Origin of the sequence: uncultured Ruminococcus sp. (assembly GCF_947301925.1) — a bacterium.
Taxonomy (GTDB): domain Bacteria; phylum Bacillota; class Clostridia; order Oscillospirales; family Ruminococcaceae; genus Ruminococcus.
In genome coordinates this window covers 64,821-84,253 of sequence record NZ_CAMYUE010000001.1, presented here as the reverse complement: position 1 = coordinate 84,253, position 19,433 = coordinate 64,821, and the positions used below count along the sequence as shown (strand labels likewise).

20 protein-coding genes are annotated in these 19,433 nt (G+C 52.1%); all 20 read right to left on the bottom strand.

The genetic code is table 11. From position 1 onward, the window contains the following. Positions 1–14 precede the first annotated feature (14 nt). The gene (alaS, locus tag Q0Y65_RS00360; RefSeq protein ID WP_297955384.1) at positions 15–2,645 is read right to left on the bottom strand and encodes an alanine--tRNA ligase; all 2,631 of its coding nucleotides are present in this window, start codon (positions 2,643–2,645) and stop codon (positions 15–17) included. Between the two features lie 313 nt (positions 2,646–2,958). Then, positions 2,959–4,563 carry a penicillin-binding protein 2 gene (locus tag Q0Y65_RS00355; protein WP_297955382.1) on the bottom strand — a complete coding sequence of 535 codons (1,605 nt, stop codon included), beginning with the start codon at positions 4,561–4,563 and terminating at the stop codon, positions 2,959–2,961. A gap of 112 nt (positions 4,564–4,675) precedes the next feature. Beyond that, the gene (gene dtd, locus Q0Y65_RS00350; RefSeq protein WP_297955378.1) at positions 4,676–5,110 is read right to left on the bottom strand and encodes a D-aminoacyl-tRNA deacylase; all 435 of its coding nucleotides are present in this window, start codon (positions 5,108–5,110) and stop codon (positions 4,676–4,678) included. A 6-nt stretch (positions 5,111–5,116) separates the two neighbouring features. Then, complete coding sequence (locus tag Q0Y65_RS00345) at positions 5,117–7,087, bottom strand: beta-galactosidase (protein WP_297955376.1); 1,971 nt, start codon at positions 7,085–7,087, stop codon at positions 5,117–5,119. A 13-nt stretch (positions 7,088–7,100) separates the two neighbouring features. Continuing rightward, positions 7,101–7,640, bottom strand: a complete 540-nt coding sequence (locus Q0Y65_RS00340) for a histidine phosphatase family protein (RefSeq protein WP_297955374.1) — start codon at positions 7,638–7,640, stop codon at positions 7,101–7,103. Positions 7,641–7,653: 13 nt separating this feature from the next. Next, positions 7,654–9,315 carry a DNA repair protein RecN gene (gene recN, locus Q0Y65_RS00335; RefSeq protein WP_297955371.1) on the bottom strand — a complete coding sequence of 554 codons (1,662 nt, stop codon included), beginning with the start codon at positions 9,313–9,315 and terminating at the stop codon, positions 7,654–7,656. A gap of 9 nt (positions 9,316–9,324) precedes the next feature. Then, positions 9,325–9,768 carry an arginine repressor gene (gene argR, locus Q0Y65_RS00330; protein WP_297955368.1) on the bottom strand — a complete coding sequence of 148 codons (444 nt, stop codon included), beginning with the start codon at positions 9,766–9,768 and terminating at the stop codon, positions 9,325–9,327. A gap of 16 nt (positions 9,769–9,784) precedes the next feature. Further along, entirely contained in the window at positions 9,785–10,639 is an 855-nt protein-coding gene (locus Q0Y65_RS00325; RefSeq protein ID WP_297955365.1) for an NAD(+)/NADH kinase, read from the bottom strand. An 11-nt stretch (positions 10,640–10,650) separates the two neighbouring features. Further along, complete coding sequence (locus Q0Y65_RS00320; protein WP_297955362.1) at positions 10,651–11,436, bottom strand: TlyA family RNA methyltransferase; 786 nt, start codon at positions 11,434–11,436, stop codon at positions 10,651–10,653. Continuing rightward, positions 11,423–13,321 (bottom strand): 1-deoxy-D-xylulose-5-phosphate synthase, encoded by a 1,899-nt coding sequence (gene dxs / locus Q0Y65_RS00315; protein ID WP_297955359.1) that lies wholly within the window; start codon positions 13,319–13,321, stop codon positions 11,423–11,425. Before dxs ends, Q0Y65_RS00320 begins: the two co-directional genes overlap by 14 nt. A 39-nt stretch (positions 13,322–13,360) precedes the next feature. Further along, complete coding sequence (locus Q0Y65_RS00310; protein ID WP_297955356.1) at positions 13,361–14,251, bottom strand: polyprenyl synthetase family protein; 891 nt, start codon at positions 14,249–14,251, stop codon at positions 13,361–13,363. A 2-nt stretch (positions 14,252–14,253) separates the two neighbouring features. Continuing rightward, positions 14,254–14,457, bottom strand: coding sequence for an exodeoxyribonuclease VII small subunit (gene xseB, locus Q0Y65_RS00305; RefSeq protein ID WP_297955353.1), 204 nt, complete (start codon positions 14,455–14,457; stop codon positions 14,254–14,256). Between the two features lie 4 nt (positions 14,458–14,461). After that, positions 14,462–15,652, bottom strand: a complete 1,191-nt coding sequence (xseA, locus tag Q0Y65_RS00300) for an exodeoxyribonuclease VII large subunit (protein ID WP_297955350.1) — start codon at positions 15,650–15,652, stop codon at positions 14,462–14,464. Further along, on the bottom strand, positions 15,652–16,599 hold the full coding sequence (locus Q0Y65_RS00295) for a peptidase M22 (RefSeq protein ID WP_297957031.1): 948 nt from the start codon (positions 16,597–16,599) through the stop codon (positions 15,652–15,654). The genes xseA and Q0Y65_RS00295 overlap by 1 nt, the downstream gene beginning before the upstream one ends. Further along, positions 16,592–17,008 (bottom strand): transcription antitermination factor NusB, encoded by a 417-nt coding sequence (nusB, locus tag Q0Y65_RS00290; RefSeq protein ID WP_297955348.1) that lies wholly within the window; start codon positions 17,006–17,008, stop codon positions 16,592–16,594. The genes Q0Y65_RS00295 and nusB overlap by 8 nt, the downstream gene beginning before the upstream one ends. Further along, a complete protein-coding gene (locus Q0Y65_RS00285) occupies positions 17,005–17,454 on the bottom strand; it encodes a GNAT family N-acetyltransferase (RefSeq protein WP_297955346.1) in 450 nt (149 codons plus the stop codon). Before Q0Y65_RS00285 ends, nusB begins: the two co-directional genes overlap by 4 nt. Then, positions 17,451–17,792, bottom strand: coding sequence for an Asp23/Gls24 family envelope stress response protein (locus tag Q0Y65_RS00280; RefSeq protein ID WP_297955343.1), 342 nt, complete (start codon positions 17,790–17,792; stop codon positions 17,451–17,453). The genes Q0Y65_RS00285 and Q0Y65_RS00280 overlap by 4 nt, the downstream gene beginning before the upstream one ends. A gap of 99 nt (positions 17,793–17,891) precedes the next feature. Continuing rightward, entirely contained in the window at positions 17,892–18,443 is a 552-nt protein-coding gene (locus Q0Y65_RS00275) for a SpoIIIAH-like family protein (RefSeq protein ID WP_297955340.1), read from the bottom strand. A 14-nt stretch (positions 18,444–18,457) separates the two neighbouring features. Beyond that, positions 18,458–18,985 carry a hypothetical protein gene (locus Q0Y65_RS00270; protein ID WP_297955337.1) on the bottom strand — a complete coding sequence of 176 codons (528 nt, stop codon included), beginning with the start codon at positions 18,983–18,985 and terminating at the stop codon, positions 18,458–18,460. After that, positions 18,972–19,433 carry a hypothetical protein gene (locus tag Q0Y65_RS00265; RefSeq protein WP_297955334.1) on the bottom strand — a complete coding sequence of 154 codons (462 nt, stop codon included), beginning with the start codon at positions 19,431–19,433 and terminating at the stop codon, positions 18,972–18,974. Before Q0Y65_RS00265 ends, Q0Y65_RS00270 begins: the two co-directional genes overlap by 14 nt.

Genomic DNA, 19,433 nt, shown 5'->3' with positions numbered 1-19,433 from the left:
CCTTTATTACAGAATTATTTCATTGTATCGGCAACTACGTCTGCGAACTTAGACATAGCCTCGTCGATTTTTGCTATATCGCCTGCACCTGCCATAGCGCCGTCGGGCTTTCCGCCGCCCTTACCGCCTGTTACGGCTGCTATCTCACGAACGATCCTGCCTGCATTGGCGCCCTTTGCAACAGCGTCCTTGGTGCAGACGCAGTAGAATGTTCCCTTCTCACCGATTGTACCTGCAAAGAGAGCTATTATAGCCTCGTTCTTGTCCTTTACGCTGTCACCCAGCTTTCTGAGAGCGTCGGGAGCAGAGCCGTCCATTCTTGCGGAAACTATCTTCACGCCGCCTACTTCCTTGGCATTGTCAAAGAGAGCAGCCGTCTTGGAGTTGGCAATCTGCTGTGTAAGGCTCTCGATCTTCTTGTCCTTGTCCTTGGACTCGGCAGCCATAGCAGCGCACTTCTCGGGAAGCTCGTTGACGTTGGCAAGCTTCAGAGCCTTTGCTGATTTTGCGATAGTGCTCTTGAACTCGTTGAGGAGAGCTATAACGTTAAGACCCGTCACAGCCTCGATACGTCTTACGCCTGCTGCTACGGAACTCTCTGATACTATCTTGAAGAGTCCTATCTGTGATGTGTTTGATATATGGGTACCGCCGCAGAACTCAACAGACTTGTTTGCTGTTACAACGCGGACTGTATCGCCGTACTTCTCGCCGAAGAGAGCCATTGCTCCCAGCTTTCTTGCCTCATCAATGGGCATTTCCTCCATAGTTACGGGGAATGCAGACATTATCTCAGCGTTTACTATATCCTCAACTCTTGCTATCTCCTCATCGGTCATAGCGCTGAAGTGGTTGAAGTCGAAACGGCAGGCCTTTTCGTTGACCAGCTGTCCTGCCTGGTGAACGTGATCGCCCAGAACCTGTCTCAGTGCGTGCTGGAGAAGATGAGCTGTGGTATGATTGCGCATGATAGCCATTCTGCGGTCCTTTTCTATCTGAGCTGTTACCTTGTCGCCCTTGGAGAGGCTTCCCTGCTCGATAGTAGCGATGTGGAGGAAGTGTCCCTCTGACTTGATAGTATCGTCAACAGCAGCGATATTTGCACCGTTGAGGAGCATACCTGTATCGCCTACCTGTCCGCCGCTCTCTGCATAGAAAGGAGTAACATCGAGAACGATAACAACGTTATCGCCCTCAACAGCGGTCTCAACCTCTGCGCCGTCCCTGTATATGGCAAGGATCTCGGCGTCCTCGGCCTCAAAGTCCGTATATCCAGTGAATATGGTAGCGGGAGCATCGACCTTTATACTGTTGTCAGCCCATGATGAGCCTGCCTTTGCAGCGTGGTCTGCCTTGGCTCTTGCTCTCTGCTCCTTAGCCAGCTCAGTGAAGCGGTCACGGTCTACGGTGTAGCCCTTCTCCTCGCATATCTCCTCTGTAAGATCTATGGGGAAGCCGTATGTATCGGAAAGCTTGAATGCGTCGTCGCCTGAGAGCACCTTGCCGCCCTCGGCAGCAAGCTTGTCTGTGAACTGGTTGAGAAGCTCAGTGCCCTTGTCGATGGTCTTGGCAAAAGCCTCCTCCTCAACGCCGATGATCTTCTTGATATAGTCGCGCTTCTCGGCAAGCTCGGGGTAAGCGTTGGCGTTCTCGTTGATAACTGTATCGCAGACCTCTGTGAGGAAAGGTCTCTTAACGCCTAAGAGTCTGCCGTGACGGGCAGCTCTTCTCAGAAGGCGGCGGAGAACATATCCGCGTCCCTCGTTTGAAGGAAGGATACCGTCGCCGACCATGAAGGTAGTGCTTCTGATATGGTCTGTGATAACACGGAGGGAAACGTCCTTCTTTGCGTCCTTCTTATATTCAACACCTGCAATGGAGGAGATGTGCTTCATGATGTTCTGAACAGTATCTACCTCGAAGATATTGTCCACGCCCTGCATAACACAGGCAAGTCTCTCAAGACCCATACCTGTATCTATGTTCTTGTTCTTCATCTCGGCATAATGGCCTTCGCCGTCGCTGTCGAACTGGCTGAATACCAGGTTCCAGATCTCGATCACTCTGTCGCAGTCGCTGGCCTGCTCGAAGCTCTCAAAGGGACCGTAGGCCTCGCCGCGGTCGAAGTGAATCTCTGAACACGGGCCGCAGGGACCTGAGCCGTGCTCCCAGAAGTTATCCTTCTTGCCGAGACGGATTATCCTGTCGTGAGGGATACCGATATGCTTCTCCCAGATCTGCTCAGCCTCATCGTCGCTCTCGAATATTGTGATCCAGAGCTTTTCGGCAGGTATCTCAAGAGTCTTTGTAAGGAATTCCCACGCCCACTCGATAGCCTCGGTCTTGAAGTAATCGCCGAAGGAGAAGTTGCCAAGCATCTCGAAATATGTACCGTGACGGGCAGTCTTGCCCACGCTTTCGATATCGGGAGTTCTGATGCACTTCTGGCAGGTAGTCACTCTCTTGTTGGGAGGAGTAGCCTGACCCAGGAAGAACTTCTTCAGAGGAGCCATACCCGAATTGATGAGGAGAAGGCTCTTGTCACCCTGGGGAACGAGAGAAGCGCTTGCCATTCTTGTATGGTTCTTGCTCTCGAAGAACGAAAGATACTTTTCACGAAGATCATTAAGACCTGTCCACTGCATAAATATATCTCCTTTAATAAAAATATAAAACTTAGTAATACAAAAAAAGCCCCGCCGCCAAATGGGACGAAGGCTCTCGTGGTACCACCCAAATTTGAAGGAGCAGTGCTCCCTCCTCGATATCCTTAACGCAGAAATACGCCTTTGTTTCCAAAGGTAGCTCAGGGTAAGCACCTGCCCTGCGGATAAAGGCTCGCACCAGACGCCTTCTCTCTGAACTCCGCTTACAGACAGTCAGTCCCTTCAACGCTATACATTTAATATTATAGCGCTGTTTTTCGGAAATGTCAACTATTTCAAAAAAAATACTGCATTATTTCGGTTTTTCAAGGTCTGTCATTTTCTCGGCTATCCTCCTGAACACAGGCGCTGCCACATCATTCCCGTAACCGCCGTCCTCAACAAGAACTGTCACTGCATATCTGGGCTTCCTTGCCGGAAAAAAGCCTGTTATCCACGCATGGCACAGCTCATTCCCTTTTTCATCAAATCTGCCGGTCTGAGCTGTGGAGGTCTTGGCTCCCACGCTTATTTTGCGGCTTTTTGCCTTTGAGTTCTCATTTTCACGCACTGCAAGTATCATCATTTTTCTCAGTGCTTCCGCGTCCTCGCTGCTCATTACCCCGGAAAGCTGGGGCGGCTTTTCTCCGCTTATGACTGTGCCCTCTGCGGTCATGCCCTTAATAAGACGCAATACAGGCATTTTCCCGTCGTTGGCTATGGCGCAGGTCAGCTGTGTTATCTGTAAGGGCGTTGCCGTAAGTCTCCCCTGTCCGAATGCAAAATTGGCAAGCTCCGCAGGAACAGAGAGCTCCTCCTCTGTGGGCAGCACTCCTCCCGAGCCCGTTATCCCTGCGCAGAGATAGTTTTCCCTGCCGAAGCCAAGGTATGAGGCCTTTTGCCTGTATTTCGCAATATCGAGACATCTTGCAAGGTCGATGAAGTAGGTGTTGCAGGAATTCGTCATAGCTGCCTGCATATCCTGCAATCCGTGGCCGTCAAGCTTATGGCAGTTGAATACTCTGCCGCCGATATCTATGCTTCCGCTGCAGCTGTACATATAACCGCTGTTCCCCTGTTCAAGGGCGGCTGCGGCTGTTACCAGCTTGAATACGGAGCCCACACTGTAGGAGTAGAGACAGCGATCGATAAGAGGGCTGTGCTCGTCGGTCATGGCCTTTTCCATATCCTCGGGAGAATAATCAGGAAAGCTGGCCATGGCAAGTATATCTCCTGTCTTTATATCGGCGCAGACAATGGCTCCCGCAGATATCCCCCTGCCGCATTCCTCGCATATACGCTGTATATCCCTGTCGATAGTCAGCACGACTCCGCTTTTGTAGGAGCCTGAACGGAATACCTTCTTGCTGTCTCCTATGAGGACATTGCCGAAGCCGTCGGTGTTATAAGTTACGCTGTTCTGCGGAAGATCGCTTCGCAGCACCGAATCATAGGCATACTCTATGCCGTCCGCCCCTCTGTCCTCGGAAAGATAGCCTATAACATGGCGTGCTGTCTGATCCTCCGAATATCTTACAGGCACCTCAAAAACCGTAAGTCCCTCCGATTCCAGAGCCTTTTCCGTACACTGAAAAACAAAGGGCTGCCCCTTATCCCATTCCGCAAGGAAGCTCTCCCTGTCTGTGGCATATTCCGCGCATATATCCCTGTCCAGAGCCGTGGGAACAGCAACTGCAAGCCGCTCGGTATCCGCATTTACAAGTGGTCTCATGCTCCTGTCGTATATAGTCCCCTGACAGTTCCCTGCCTCTATTGTGACCGTATTGCGGATATAGGCCGCAGGTACGCCGTTCTCTCCGCAGGACAGCCTGTAGAAATTGCAGGCTATCAGCGTGAATACAACGAAAAATAACGCCGTAAGAACTATGACGCCGTGTTCGCCGCGTTTTCTGACCATATCATCACCTCTGTTAAAGTCTTGGCAGAAATCACGGCTTTATACGGTATATTGACTTTTTCGTAACATAAATGAAAAGGTCTGAGAACGAAGCGTTCTCAGACCTTGTTTTTTATTCGAGTATTACTGTAAACGGGCCGTCGTTAAGGAGCTCTACCTTCATATCGGCGCCGAATACTCCCGTTTCCACCTGCTTGCCCTTCCCGCGGAGATACTCCACGAAGTATTCAAAGAGAGCATTGGCCTTTCCGGGCTTCGCCGCCTGTATGAAGTTGGGACGGTTTCCCTTGCGACAGTCGGCATACAGTGTGAACTGTGGCACTGCCAGTATAGCTCCGCCTACGCTGTCAAGATCAAGATTGATCTTGTCGTTCTCGTCTGAGAATATCCTAAGTCCCGATATCTTGTCCGCCAGTCTGCGGCAGTCCTCCTCGGTGTCCTCATGGCCTACTCCGAAAAGCAACAGAAATCCCGTGCCTATACTTCCTGTGACCTCTCCGTCAACTGTGACCCTTGCCGAGGTCACTCTCTGCAAAACGATCCTCATTTATTCCTACTTTCTGACGATATCCATGTCAAAGGGCTTCAGCTTCAGCTTGTCCTTCTCGCTGTCGTCTATAATGCTGTACATAGCCTTTGGAAGTGTTATATCCGCCTCCTGCTCCGAATTGTTGAAGAAGAAGATATAGTCGTCCAGGCCGTTTGTCCTTGTGGTGACCTCAACTCCCTCGGGAAGGTCCTTCAGACGTGGTATGCCTGTCTGCTTCATGATATTGCCTGCAAACTTCTCATAAAAGTCCATTCCGCATATAGTGCCGATATAATAGGCCACACCGCTGCAATAGCGGTTCATGGTGACTGCGGGACTTCCGCTGTAGAAGCAGTCCTTGTATTCCGCATAGGCACGGGCTGTGCCCAGCTCCAGAATATCGCACCACTGACTGCACTTGTAGGAGTTGCCTGCAAAATCAACGATGGTCTGCTCCTCATTGCCGATAGGATCGTATTCCGATATCTCGGCGCCTATCATCTCCCTGTATACCGTGGGCAGAGGCTCCATCACGCAGTTGTTGCAGTTATCCTTCACGCCGCTCCTTGCGGTCATGACCACCGTTCCGCCCTTTATGACATAACGGTAGATGTTCTCTGCGGCGTTCTTCTCATAAACATACATGGACGGCGCTATGACCGCCTTATACTTGGAGAGATCGCTGTAGGGAGACACTATATCCACATTTACTCCGTACCTGGAGAAGGCCGCATGGAAGCACCTGATCTGCTCAAAGTAGTCGAAGCCCTCGGTCTGGGGCTGTATCCTGAATGCGGTATCATTGTCGGGTGAGTAGAGTATGGCTATCTCGGATACCAGCTCTGTGGTCTCGATAACGCTGAGCTTCGATGAAAGCCTGCAAAGCTCCGCAAACTCTCTGAAGCGGCGTCCAGGAACATTGCTGTGGTCGATAAGGCCGTGCCAGTACATCTCGGCGCCCTTGTTTGCTGTACGCCAGCGGAAGTGCATGACCGTATCGGCTCCGTGAGCCATTGCCTGCATGGCATAGCCCTTTATCTGTCCCGGACGGGGCGTAGGTCCCATGGGCATCCAGCTGCCCGTAGGGCCGCTGAGCTGTTCCATTACCCAGAAATTCTTCTGCTTGACGCCTCTCATAAGATCGAGATACAGTGCATGGGAGCAGCTGCGTCCGTTTCCGTCCCTGAGCCTTACAGGAGGATAGTTGTCGTATGAGACGAAATCAAGGCCTGCGAACAGTTTATAGAAATCGGGAGTATCCTTGCAGAACAGCGTATTTGTCGTTACCTTTGCTCTGGGATTCTCACGCTTGATTATCATTGCCATATCATGGGCGAACTTTGCTGTCATATCCGACGAGAACCTTGCGTATTCAAGGCAGAGGGCAGGGTTCTGCCAGGCCTTCGGGTAGGCATTGGGCGGCTGAATCTGTGATATATCGCTGTATTCTCCGCTCCATACAATATTGCCGAAGGCGGCGTTGATGCTGTCAAGGTCGTCGTACTTATCCAAAAGCCAGTCGCGGAAAAGTCCTCGGCATACCTCGCAGGTGCAGGGATATGCCTCAAGCTCGTTGTCTATCTGCCAGGCAGCTATTGCGGCATTATTGGCGTACCTCTTTGCAAGCTGCTCCGTTATCCTCTTTGCATAGCCAAGGAACACGGGTGAATTGAGACAGCGGTGTCCCCTTATGCCCGTCTGGATCCTGTTGCCGTCAGCTCCCACCTGTACTATCTCGGGATGAGACTCATACATCCACAGAGGCGGACAGCTTGTAGGAGTACAGAGGACTATACCCATGGCATGGCGCGAAAAGGTGCTTATCACCTCGTCGAGCCAGTCAAAATCGAACTCGCCGTCCTTTGGCTCCAGCCGTGACCAAGCAAACTCGCCCAGTCTTACTAGCTTTACTCCTGTTTTCTTCATCAGGTCGGCATCTGCCTTCCAGAGTGCCTTGTCCCATTGTTCGGGATAGTAGTCAACGCCTATCTTCATTATATCCCTCCGCTCATTCTGTAATATACTTTATCAGTCCGCAGTTGTCCATAAACCAGTTTGCGAACCGATCCGTTGTCATATCGTTGAAGTATGTTTCGATCACGCGGCATACTCCTCCGTGTGATACGATCAGCACGGTCTTGTCATGATATCTCTCTATGATATCGTCAAGGGCGGAATAGACCCTGTGAGAGAGCTGAAGCAGGGATTCTCCGCTGCTTCCCATCCTCACTCCGAAGTTCACCTTATTATCCGCAAAGCCCTCCGTAAAACGGCTCCTGCCTTCAAAATCGCCGTAATCCCATTCACGGAGCCTTTCATCGGTGACAACGTCAAGTCCGCAGCGGCCTGCGACAACAGCGGCAGTTCTCTGCGCTCTTTTCATGGGAGAGGCTATTATAATGTCTATCTCTCCCATTGCGGCTATCCTTTCGGCAAGCTCCTCTGCCTGCTCCTCGCCTGTCCCGTCAAGCTCTATATCGGTAGTGCCTAAGATGATCTCCTGTCTGTTAAAGGAGGTCTGTCCGTGTCTTGTGGAATAAATTATCAATATACTTCCTCCATTAAAGCTCTGAAGCCTTCTCGATCTCGGCTCTTGCATTGTCCAGCATCAGGCTGCTGGGATCCTCGCCGCCCATTATACGCGCTATCTCGGCAACTCTGCCATCCATATCCAGCTGTATCACATGGGTCTCTGTACGGTCGCCTGCTATCTGCTTTTCGATGAGCAGGTGGTTATCCGCCATGACCGCTATCTGCGAGAGATGTGTAACGCAGATGACCTGGCGGACCTTGCCTATGCTGCGCAGCTTTATGCCTATTTTCTGGGCAGCCTTTCCGCTGACTCCCGTGTCTATCTCGTCGAATATCATGGTGGGGATAGAGTCCTTGTCGGCGATAACGCTTTTCAGAGCAAGCATTATCCTTGAAAGCTCGCCTCCCGAGGCTATTCTGGATATGGGTTTCGGCTCCTCGCCCTTGTTGGCTGATATAAGGAACTCCACCGTGTCCATGCCGTTCACGGTGAGCTTGCCCTTTTCATGGCGTACCGCTATTATGACTCCCGCCATATTGAGGAATTCAAGCTCCTCGGTGACGCGCTCCTTAAAGCGAACGGCAACTGCCTCACGATGATCGTACAGGGCCTTTGCCTGCTCGGTGACCTTGTGGAGCAGAGCCTCGCGCTTCTGTACAAGCTCCTTTATCTCGCTGTCGGAGCTCTCAAGCTGCATTATCTCACGGCAGGCGTCGTCATAGAGCTTTATGAGTCCGTCGCAGTCCAGAGCGTACTTACGCTTCAGCTTGTTGATATTGTTCAGCCTTGCGGCGAGATATTCAAGGCGCTGACCGTCCAGCTCCACCTTGTCCGCAAGAGCCTCCAGCTCGGAGGCTATGTCCGCAAGCTCTATCTCAGCGGCGGAAAGCCTCTCGTAAAGGCTGTTAATGGCAGTACTGCTGTCGGTAAATCGTGCTATCTCTGTCTCGGCCGATACTATCATGTCATTTGCGGCCTGATCGCCTGTTATGAGGCTGACAGCGTTCTTTACGGCGGCTATGGTATTCTCGGAGTTTTTAGCCGTTTCGTACTCCTTCTCTATCTCATCGTCCTCGCCCTCGCGGAGCTCCAGCTCGCCTATATCGTCGATTATGCCGTTGAGATAGCGGCTGCGCTCCATGCGGGACTGCTCCTGCTTTTTAAGCTCGCCAAGCCTGCGGGCCGTCTGCTGGAGCTCCCTGAAGGTGACGCGGTATTCACTGAGAAGCGTATCATCTCCGCCGAAGTCGTCAAGTATCTTCAGATGCTTGTCGCTGTCGAGAAGTATCTGGTTGTCGTGCTGTCCGTGTATGTTAATCAGCATGGCTCCGATCTCTTTGAGAAGAGCTGCCGAGGCTGTCCTGTGGTTTATTCGTGAAACGCTGCCGCCGTCGGCGCTTATCTCACGGGTAACTGTTATCTCCCTGTCGTCGTGAGCGATGCCCAGCTCGTCAAGCTTCCCGCATACCTCGTCGGAAAGATCGGTGAAAAGGGCGGTTATCACCGCCTTGTCGCAGCCTGTGCGGACTATATCCTTTGTGCAGCGCTGTCCGAGAACAGCGTTTATGCCGTTTATCAGTATGGATTTACCTGCGCCTGTCTCGCCTGTGAATATATTGAGCCTGCCGCCGAGAGGTATGACTGCTTCCTTTATCACGGCAAGATTCTGTATATAGATCTCCTTTAACATTCTGAGAGCTTACCTCCTCGGAAACAGCTCGCTGCGGAATTTCTTCGAGAGCTTTTTCGCGTCAGCCTCGCTGCGGACAAGGATAAATATGGTATCGTCCCCTGCGATAGTACCCACTATGCCCTGGTGCTCCACGGAGTCTATGGCGGCACAGGTGCCCTGCGCCATGCCTGCACGGCACTTCAGCACTATGGTGTTCATGGCGTAATCCACGGATATGACAGCCTCCTCAAAAAGGGACTTCTCCGCAGCCGCCGCAGCAGGCAGCGAATAGCGGTATACTCCCTTGTCGTCCCTCTGCTTTACAAGCGAGAGCTGCTGTATATCCCGTGACAGCGTAGCCTGTGTGGTCTTTATGCCGCGTTCCGCAAGGAGCTGGATAAGAAGCTCCTGTGTGGCTACAGGCTTTTCCGTGATTATTTCAAGTATTGCTTCATGTCTGCGGTTCTTCATAATACAAAGCTGCTCCTTATTTTATAGGCTTGCACATTTTCTTGCAGAGAGATTCATGGAATGAATTCCCTATCAGGTTCACAAAATTGATGTTGTTCTTTCCGCGGCAGATGTCTATGGACTCCCCTATGCCAATGCTGGCGAAATGCTCTCCGTCCACGCTTATGACCATGCAGTCCTCCCGGGTGGTGGTGTCCGTCATTCTTAGTCTGCGCCCGGGGCTGAACATGGTGGCTCTTGAAAACAGCGAATGGGGACATATGAGAGTCATCTCGATACATTCAAGGTCGGGCTCGATAACGGGTCCGCCTGCCGAAAGGGCATAGGCAGTGGAACCTGACGGGGTGCTGAAAAGAACGCCGTCCGCACGGTATCTGCCTATGAGATAATCGTCCGCAAAGACCTCAAAGTCGCATATATGGAAGCTTCCCGAGCGTGCGGAAACCTCGTTCAGGACGGCAGCTGTGATATCCCCGTCCTTGCCGTGGTATACCACATCAAGGGTCATGCGCTGGGATATCTCATACTCTCCTGTGGTAAGGAGATTCAGCTTGTCCAGCTGGTCGGCCTCAAGGCCTGCCATAAAACCGAGAGTTCCCGTATTTATGCCGAGAAGCTTTGTATCTGTACCGATAAGGAGCTTGGCACAGCGGAGTATGGTTCCGTCGCCGCCTATGGCCAGCACTATGTCCGAGGTCTTTGCAGACTCGGTTATATCTTCAAATCTGACGTGAGGCTTGTCGGAAAAATCCTTCCTGAACATCTCACTTACAGTCACCTCAATGCCGCACTCCGCAAGAACGTCGCAGGCCTCGCGGGCACAGCTGAGCGCATTGGGCTTCTGAAAATTAGGGTACAATGCTGCCTTCATAAACGCACTCCTTATAGTTTACTGAAGGAGCTGTCCACCAGCTCCCTGAAATCGTGTATCACAGGCTCACCTGCGGCTTTGCGCAGCTTTGCCAGATATTCTATATTGCCGCTTCCTCCGCGGACGGGAGAAAAGGTATACCTCTCCGCCGTAAGTCCCACTGCATTTACAAAGCTGTCTATCTCCGAAAGTACGCGGATATGAACCTTTCTGTCCTTGACGATGCCTTTTTTGCCTATATCGCTCCTGCCTGCCTCAAACTGCGGCTTTATGAGCACGGCCGCCTCAGCGCCGTCCTTCAGAAGCTCGCAGACCTTGGGGAGTATCTTTGTAAGAGAGATAAAGGATACGTCAACGGATATGAAATCTGCCTGTCCGCCTATATCCTCGGCGGTGACGTTCCTGATATCGGTGTCCTCCATATTCACCACACGGGGATCATTCCTGAGAGACTCCGCCAGCTGGCCGTTGCCCACATCTACGGCAAAGACCTTCCTCGCTCCGTGCTGAAGCATGAAATCGGTAAATCCGCCAGTGGAAGCGCCTATATCAAGACAGACCCTGCCGTTAAGGTCAAGTCCGAACTCCTCAAAAGCCTTTTCAAGCTTGAGGGCTCCCCTGCCCACATAGATATCCGTCTCGGAGGACTCTATCCTGTCATCAGCCGTCACCTCGTCGGAGGGCTTTTTCGCCCTGACGCCGTTTACGGTAACGCTTCCCGAGCGTATCATTTCTTTTGCACGCTCACGGCTCCTTGCAAGTCCGCGGGAGACGAGCTCACTGTCAAGCCTTGCCATGAGCGCTGCTCCTGTTTATAATATATTCCGCCATTTTCTCAGCAGTGAGTCCCAGCTTTTCAAGACATGACCTTACCGAGGCCTGCTTTACGAAGCCGTGGGCAGTGACTCTGCTGTAATCTCCGCAGTAGCCAAGCTCAGAAAGCACATTTCCCACCTTTTCGGAAATACTGCCATCGCCGATGGACTCCTCAAAGAATACTATACGCTCATAGTTCCTGATGGACTCACCCAGATCGTCGGCAAGGGGATAAATTCTTGTAAGCTTCAGTATATCGCAGTTTACGCCTTCGGCCTTCAGCTTCTGCTGAGCTTTGTAGGCTTCATTGTAAAGCCGTCCGTAAGTGATGATAAGGGTACGGCTGTTGTCCTCGCGTATGAACAGGTGCTCCGTAGTCAGGTGGAATTCGCTGAAATCCACCTTCTCGGCGCCTCTGGGATACCTTACGGCCGCAAGTCCCTTTTCCTCATATATTGCCTTTTTCATGCACATCTTCATCTCGGAATAGCATGAGGGCGAGTAAACTACCGTATTTGGTATGGACGTAAGCATCGGCACATCAAGAAGTCCCTGATGGGTCTCGCCGTCCTCGCCAACTATGCCTGCACGGTCTATTCCCAGTACCACATGGAGCTTTCCTATGGCCACATCGTGGACAAGCTGGTCGTAGGCTCTCTGGAGAAATGTGGAATACACCGCAAATACAGGCGTCATGCCCATGGAGGCCAGTCCGCCTGCAAAGGTCACGGCGTGCTGTTCGGCGATACCTACATCGAAGAACCTATCCGGATACTTGAAGTGGAAGAACTGCAATCCTGTTCCGTACTTCATGGCCGCTGTTATGGCGCAGAGCTTGTCATCATTCTCTGCCAGCCTTACCAGCTCCTTGCCGAATACTGTGGAATAGCTGTCAGCGGCAGCTACCTCGGGATTGCCCGTAGCTATATCGAATTTGGATATGCCGTGATACTCTCCGGGGTTTTCCTCGGCAGGCTTGTAGCCCTTGCCCTTTACGGTCTTGACGTGTATGAAAACAGGCTGATGATAGGACTTCGCCATGTGGAAAATCTCCTCCAGCTCGGAGAGATTATGTCCGTTTACAGGACCCAGATATATAAAGCCCATGTCCTCGAACATGGTGCTCTGCTCCAGGATATTGGATTTCACCGAATCCTTCACGTTCTTGATGCCCTTGGCAACACTTGTTCCCACCAGCGGTATCTTTTCCAGGCCGCGCTCAACCGCACGCTTGGTGTGGAGGTACTTCTCCGTGTTTCTCAGCGAGGTGAGGTACTTTGAAAGTGAACCCACGCTCTTTGAGATAGACATATTGTTATCGTTGAGTATGACGATGAGATTTCTCTGCTTGTCCCTGCCGCAGTTGTTCATGGCCTCGTAGAACATTCCGCCCGACATGGCGCCGTCTCCGATCACTGCCACAACATAGTTGTCCTTGCCCTGGAGCTCCATAGCCTCTGCGATACCGCAGGCCACTGATACGGATGTGCTGCTGTGGCCGCTTATGAACGTATCGTGCTCCGACTCCTCGGGCTTGGGGAAGCCTGATATGCCGTTTTCCTGCCTGAGCGTGGAAAAGCTGTCAAGTCTGCCCGTAAGTATCTTGTGGGTGTAGGCCTGATGACCGACGTCCCACACTATCTTGTCCTCGGGAGAGTTGAAATTGCGGTGTATAGCCATGGTAAGCTCCACAGCGCCCAGATTTGAGGCCAGGTGTCCGCCTGTCTTTGAAACGGTGGATATAAGTATGTTCCTGATCTCCTTGCACAACGACGAGCACTGGGGTATAGTCAGCTTTTTCAGATCCTGTGGGAGCTCCAGCTCCTCAAGGGTCACCTTTTCATTGTTATTTATATTTTCCTTCATTTTTTACGAAATGCGGAGACACTCCGCAGCTCCTTTACGTTAATTCTTTCTTTTCAGAAGCATTTCCGTCAGCTGTGTGAGGAATGGATCGTTTCCGAATTTTTCAAGGCAGCCGAGAGCCTCGTCTGTAACTGCATTTGCTATTTCCTGAGCCTTTTCAACGCCGTAAAGCGTCACGAAGGTGGTCTTGTTTTCCTCCTGATCGCTGCCCACGGGCTTGCCCAGCTCCTCAGTGGTGCTTGTGACGTCAAGTATATCGTCCACTATCTGGAAGGCAAGGCCAAGCCTGAAGCCGTAATCAGCGGCTGTTGCTATAGTTTCCTCGTCGGCGCCTGCGCATATACAGCCCATCATGCAGGACACAGCTATGAGCTGCCCCGTCTTGTGGCGGTACATATTGCGGAGATTTGCTTCGTCCACGTCGCTGCGCTCCTCGTTTTCCATGTCAATGACCTGTCCGCCTATCATGCCTGCCCTGCCCACTGCCTTTGCCAGACAGGATATAACCTTTACTTTCTGTTCTGCTGTGAGGTTATGGTCGTCGGCGATGATCTCAAAGGGCTGCACCGAAAGAGCGTCGCCTGCAAGTATGGCCATAGCCTCGCCGAAGGCCTTGTGGCACGATGGCTTTCCGCGGCGGAAATCGTCGTTGTCCATTGCGGGAAGGTCGTCGTGTATCAATGAAAATGTGTGTATCATCTCGATAGCCGCAGCAGGTGCGCAGGCCTTCCTGTAGTCTCCGCCAAGTGCGTTGCAGAAGGCGTAGACCAGCACGGGACGGATCCTCTTTCCGCCAGCCTCAAGAGAATAATTCATGGCGTCGATAAGGTTTTTCTGCGCAGCCATGCTGTCCGAATGTGTATTGTATTTCTTCAGGTTTTCTTCCGTGAAGGTGATGTACTCATTGAGCTTTTCCTTGAAATCTGCCATAATTAATCCTCCGGCGGTGTTTCTCCGCCGTCCTCCGTTATCTTTATCTGTGCCTCGTCCAGCTGTCTGCGGCAGGCTGCCGAGAGCTTTACGCCCTCGCCGTAGAGCTCCACTGCCTTTTCAAGCTGAATATCGCCCTTTTCAAGCTCCGCAACTATCTGTCCCAGCCGCGTCATATTATCCTCAAAAGTTACTTTCTTTGCCATTTTATCACCATTTATCAGTTATTTCGGCCTCAGCACCGCCGCTTCCGAAGGTTATCCTGACCTTGTCGCCCTTACTTATGCTTTCGGAGCTGCTGAGCAGCTTGTCTTCCTTGTAGACCAGAGAATAGCCTCTGGAAAGCACCTTCAGCGGACTAAGGCTGTCAAGCTTTGCCGCCTTTTCGCCCAGCTTACGCTCAAGGCTCTCCATATAGCGGAGAAACGCGGTCTCACGGCGTCTGTCAAGAGACGAAAGCCTTTCCTCGGTCAACTTCAGCCTGTTGTCGGGCGACTGAGCTGCCAGCCGGGCATTCAGTGCGATGAACCTGTCCGTGCTCCTGTCAAGGACCGCAAGGGCAGCCTTTTCTTCGCGGCGTTCCAGCACGGATATCTTCTCATACAGCAGTGAGATATCGGGAGCTGCCAGCTCTGCCGCCGCTGAAGGAGTAGGAGCTCTCAGGTCCGCGGCCAGATCGGCTATGGTAAAGTCGGTCTCGTGTCCTACGGCCGAGATCACAGGCACCTTGCAGTTGTATATGGCATAGGCCACCTTTTCCGTATTGAACGCGCTGAGATCCTCGCTGGAGCCTCCGCCGCGTCCCACGATTATAACGTCGCAGCCTGCGGCCTCTGCGCGAAGTATGCCCCTGCATACCGACTCGGGAGCGCCCTCGCCCTGTACCTGTGCATTTACCGCATAGACCTCGCCTATGGGGTATCTCCTTGAAAGTACATTTATGATATCCCTGACCGCCGCGCCGCTGAGTGAGGTTACTGCGCCAATTTTCTTCGGCATGGGCGGTATGGGCCGCTTGTGGGCGGTATCGAATATGCCCTCCTTCTGCAGCTTTTTCTTCAGCTGCTCCAGAGCTGCGCCTGCCGCGCCTGCACCCTCGGGGATTATGTCGTTGACGTAGAGCTGATAGGCTCCGTCACGTTCGTATACTCCTATACTTCCCGAAACTATCACCGCCATGCCGTCCTCGGGCTCAAACTTCAGACGGGCTGCGGAATTTGCGAACATCACGGCTTTTACCGCGCTCTCGCTGTCCTTCAGAGTGAAATAAACATGGCCGCTGCGGAAATGCTTCACATAGTTGGATATCTCTCCGCGGACCATTATACCCTGGATATTACGGTCATTTTTCAGTATGGAGCCGATGTATCTGTTTATCTGTGTAACTGTGATTACAGGCATCATTTATCTCCTGTGCTTTTCAGATAGCCGTATATCGCCACTCCTGCCGCATTGTCGCAGGAGAACTGCGGCTGTGCGAAGCTTGCCGAGGGGAATCGGGAAATTATCCTGTCGCGGATAATGACGTCCGACATCACTCCCCCTGCGAAAACCAGCGGGAGCTCCCCGCGGTTCTCCACGGCGTAAGCCGTCATGGCGATCACTGTCTCTGCAATATTATCAAGGCAGTATGCCGCAATATTCCCGGGAGTCTCTCCCTTTTCCAGCATACTCCTGCATTTGTTCTCTACTCCCGAAAGACAGCAGCTGCCGTCCTTCAGTACAGGCTTTACTTTATAGTGCCTGTCGGCGGCTGCGGCAAGCTTTTCCAGTTCTGCGCCGCATGGGAAGCGAAGTCCAAGCATAACGCCCACACGGTCAACGGCCTGTCCCGCCTTCAGATCGAGGGAAGTTCCGATCTCGGTGATGCGAAGCACCTCCTCCTCGTCGGGCTCACACAGCAGACAGTCTGTTGTGCCGCCGCTCACATGGAAAGCAATGAAGGGCTCCCTGACAAGATCCAGCCTGTCCGCGGAATACAGAGCCGCAAGTATATGTCCCACCTGATGCGAGGTGGTGTACAGCCTTGCGCCCGTTACTGCCGAATAAGAACGCGCAAAGCCCTCTCCGCAAAGAAAGCAGGGCATATAGGAGCCTTCGGTATTCCGCGGTCTCGCAGAAGCGGTCACAACACGGGGAGCCCCGAGAATGTTTCCGCTGAACAGCTTCTCTATCATCTCGGGAAGCTGTTTTGTGTGATGGAATACTGCGTCGCTCTGTCTCAGTCCCAGCTCGCCTTCCCTGACGGGGAGCAGCTTTTTCGTCTGGTATATCCTGTTCTCCCCGCTGACGTATACCGCCGCCGAGGTAGTGTAATTGCTGGTATCTATTCCGAGAAACTCAGGCATCTTCGCCATCTGCCTTCCGGGTATCTCTTGAAAATGCGCCGAGAACTCCGTTGATAAAGGCTGTGTCCTCCTGATAGGTATACATCATGGAGAGCTTTATCGCCTCGCTTATAGCCGCATTCATGGGAGTATTGTCGTCATAGAGCGACTCGTACATAGCGATACGGAGTATAGCAAGATTCAGCTTTGAGATACGGGAAATGCTCCTGGACTTGCTGTATCTGGAGATTATACCGTCAAGCTCCTCTGCATGAGTGAGTGTGCCCTCAACGATCTTCTTCACCTCGTCGTTGACGGTGATCTCGTCAATCTCCTCGGCGATCTCGTAGAGCTCGTTTATATCATCGTCGCGCAGAAGCTGTTCAAATACCAGCTTGAATGCGCTGTCTCTTATTTCACGTCTTGTCATTTACATTCTCCTTTTATTGAACGGTACATGAATACCATACCGTCGTTTCCTTCAAAACCGTTTCTGAGGTAAAACTTCTCGCTGGGGAAGCCTCTTGCGGTCATGAGCGCCATTGCCGCAACGCCCTCTGCTTTCAGCTCCGAGGCTGCGTATTCAATAACGGCTGTTCCCGTCCCCTGTCTCTGCGACGAGGGAGAAACACAGAACTCGTCAATGACATACTCGGCACCGCGAAGATAGTGCAGTACCCTTCCGCAGAGAATGGCGGTGATAACGCCGTTTTCCTCATTCACATAGCCTGCCGACTGAGGTGCGGACATCAGTTCGCTTATCCTGCGGGCTGCAAGCTCATAGGACCAGTCCTCGTTCCACGGCTCTCCCGCAAAGGCAGCACGGAATACCTCCGCTGCTCCCTCAAGATCGGTCTGCGCGTATCTGCGGATCATTCAAATACAACTCCGCTGACTGTTACGTTGACTCTTGCAACGGGAACTCCTGTCATATTCTGGACATTCTCCTTGACCGCGGTCTGTACTTCCTGAGCTACATTGCAGGCCTTCTCGCCGCTCTTAATGACTATCTTCATATCTATAGCCGCTACATCGCCCATCATACTGATCTTTATGGGGCCGTTCCTGCGAAGCTTGCTCATCTTGCCCACTTCTCCGCCAAGGCTCGCAACGCCCTTTACATCAAGAGCCGCAAGCTTTGCGACAGATATGAGTACGTCCTCTGATATTTTAAGTCTGCTTGATACCTCAGGCTTCATCTCTTCAACTTCCATGTCGGACCTCCGTTGGCAAATATTTGAGTGTATTTTTTAATCAAAGCTGTGCTTACACCCTTACTATTATATTATACCAAATAATTTCTCTCAGTTCAACTATTTTACCTCAAAAATTCTGATATTTTCTGCGGGGACATCTGTTTCCTCCAGAATGATCTCCTTTATGGACGCTGCCTGCCCCTTGTCAAGTCCCTCGGTCTTGACTACTATCTTTGCATTCTCTCCATCAAGATAGGCAATGCAGTCCTGAAAGCCCTGAGCCTTTATCAGTGATTCTATGGTGCCCTCGCTCTCAATGAGCTTCGATACCTGTACGGCGTCAAGGGCGTTGGACACCATTTCGTCCTCTGTGACGTCCCCTCCTCCTATCATTGTCTGGAGAGTCTGTACAGCCTCGTCCCTGTCCTTCAGCTTATCGAGACGCGCCTGTGCAAAATAGTCTGCGGCCATAGGTTCTGCATCAGCGTTGACGAACTCAGTCTCGCCGTATCTGACCTTTTCGGTCTCCTCCGAAAATACCGCAGAGCCGCCATCGTCGGGAAGCTTCGGTGAAGCGGTATAGTTTATGTAGACCGCCACCGCCAGCATAAGTGTGAGACAGGTCATGATTATCTGCTTTTTTCCGATGATAAGTGATGGTTTTTTCATAGAATTATCTCCTTTTATCTTAGTTTTGAAACATATATCTTCGCTGTTGATATACCCAGTGCCGCCGAAGCGGCCTTGTACATCCTTTCCCTTACGGCAGCGTCGTCTCCGCCGCCGCATACTATGACGGCGCCCTTTATCTCGGGCAGCTCAACGGTCTCCACAAGGGCGCTCTTTTCACTTCCGCTGCCGATCATAACATACTTTTCTTCCTCCTCTGTTTTGCTGTCGGAGCGGCTTCGGCGACCCTCGGCGGCATAGATGTAACGCTGACTGCTGCCTGCCGAAAGATAGACCTTTACCTCTCCTGCACCGTCGATATCGCTGAGGAATGCTGCCAGCCTCTGCTCTGTCTCATGACAGAAGCTGTCGGCGTCACATATACTGAAACAACTGCTGTCCGCAGCTTTTACAGGCTCCGCCTTATCAGGTATAAGGGACGATATCATTATCAGCAGCATTCCCCCGCAGCCGCAGACTGTCATGAATACAGCCCATTTCCTCTGTTTTATAAGCTCCCTTATTTTTTCAGCCATCTCCATTCACGACCTCCGTTTCCTGCCCGAGACTGCTGCGGATAACTGCGGCGGCAGCTTCGATATCCTCTGTGCTTATTACGACCCTACTAATAGTTATGTTGCCGTCCTGCAAAATATTAACCTCTGTCCTTATTTTTTCCGCATCTATCCCCGCCGCGCGGAGCTGTCCGCGGAGCACCTCCGAGATATTCTCCCCTGCCCTGGCAGCCACCTCCTCGTCACAGACCTGCGACATGATACTGTAGTCCGTACCGCTGCCGCTTAATGCTTCAGGCATCTCAAAGTCCGATATACCGTCGGTGAAAACTGCCGCCACAGCCATTCCGAGGATAAGCTTCATCAGCAGCTCCGCCTGAGACTTCAGCCTTGTGCCGCCCGATATCATGCGCAGAACGCATATCAGCGCAGATACTGCGCACACTCCCCCTGCTGCCGATGTCAGTTCCTTCAT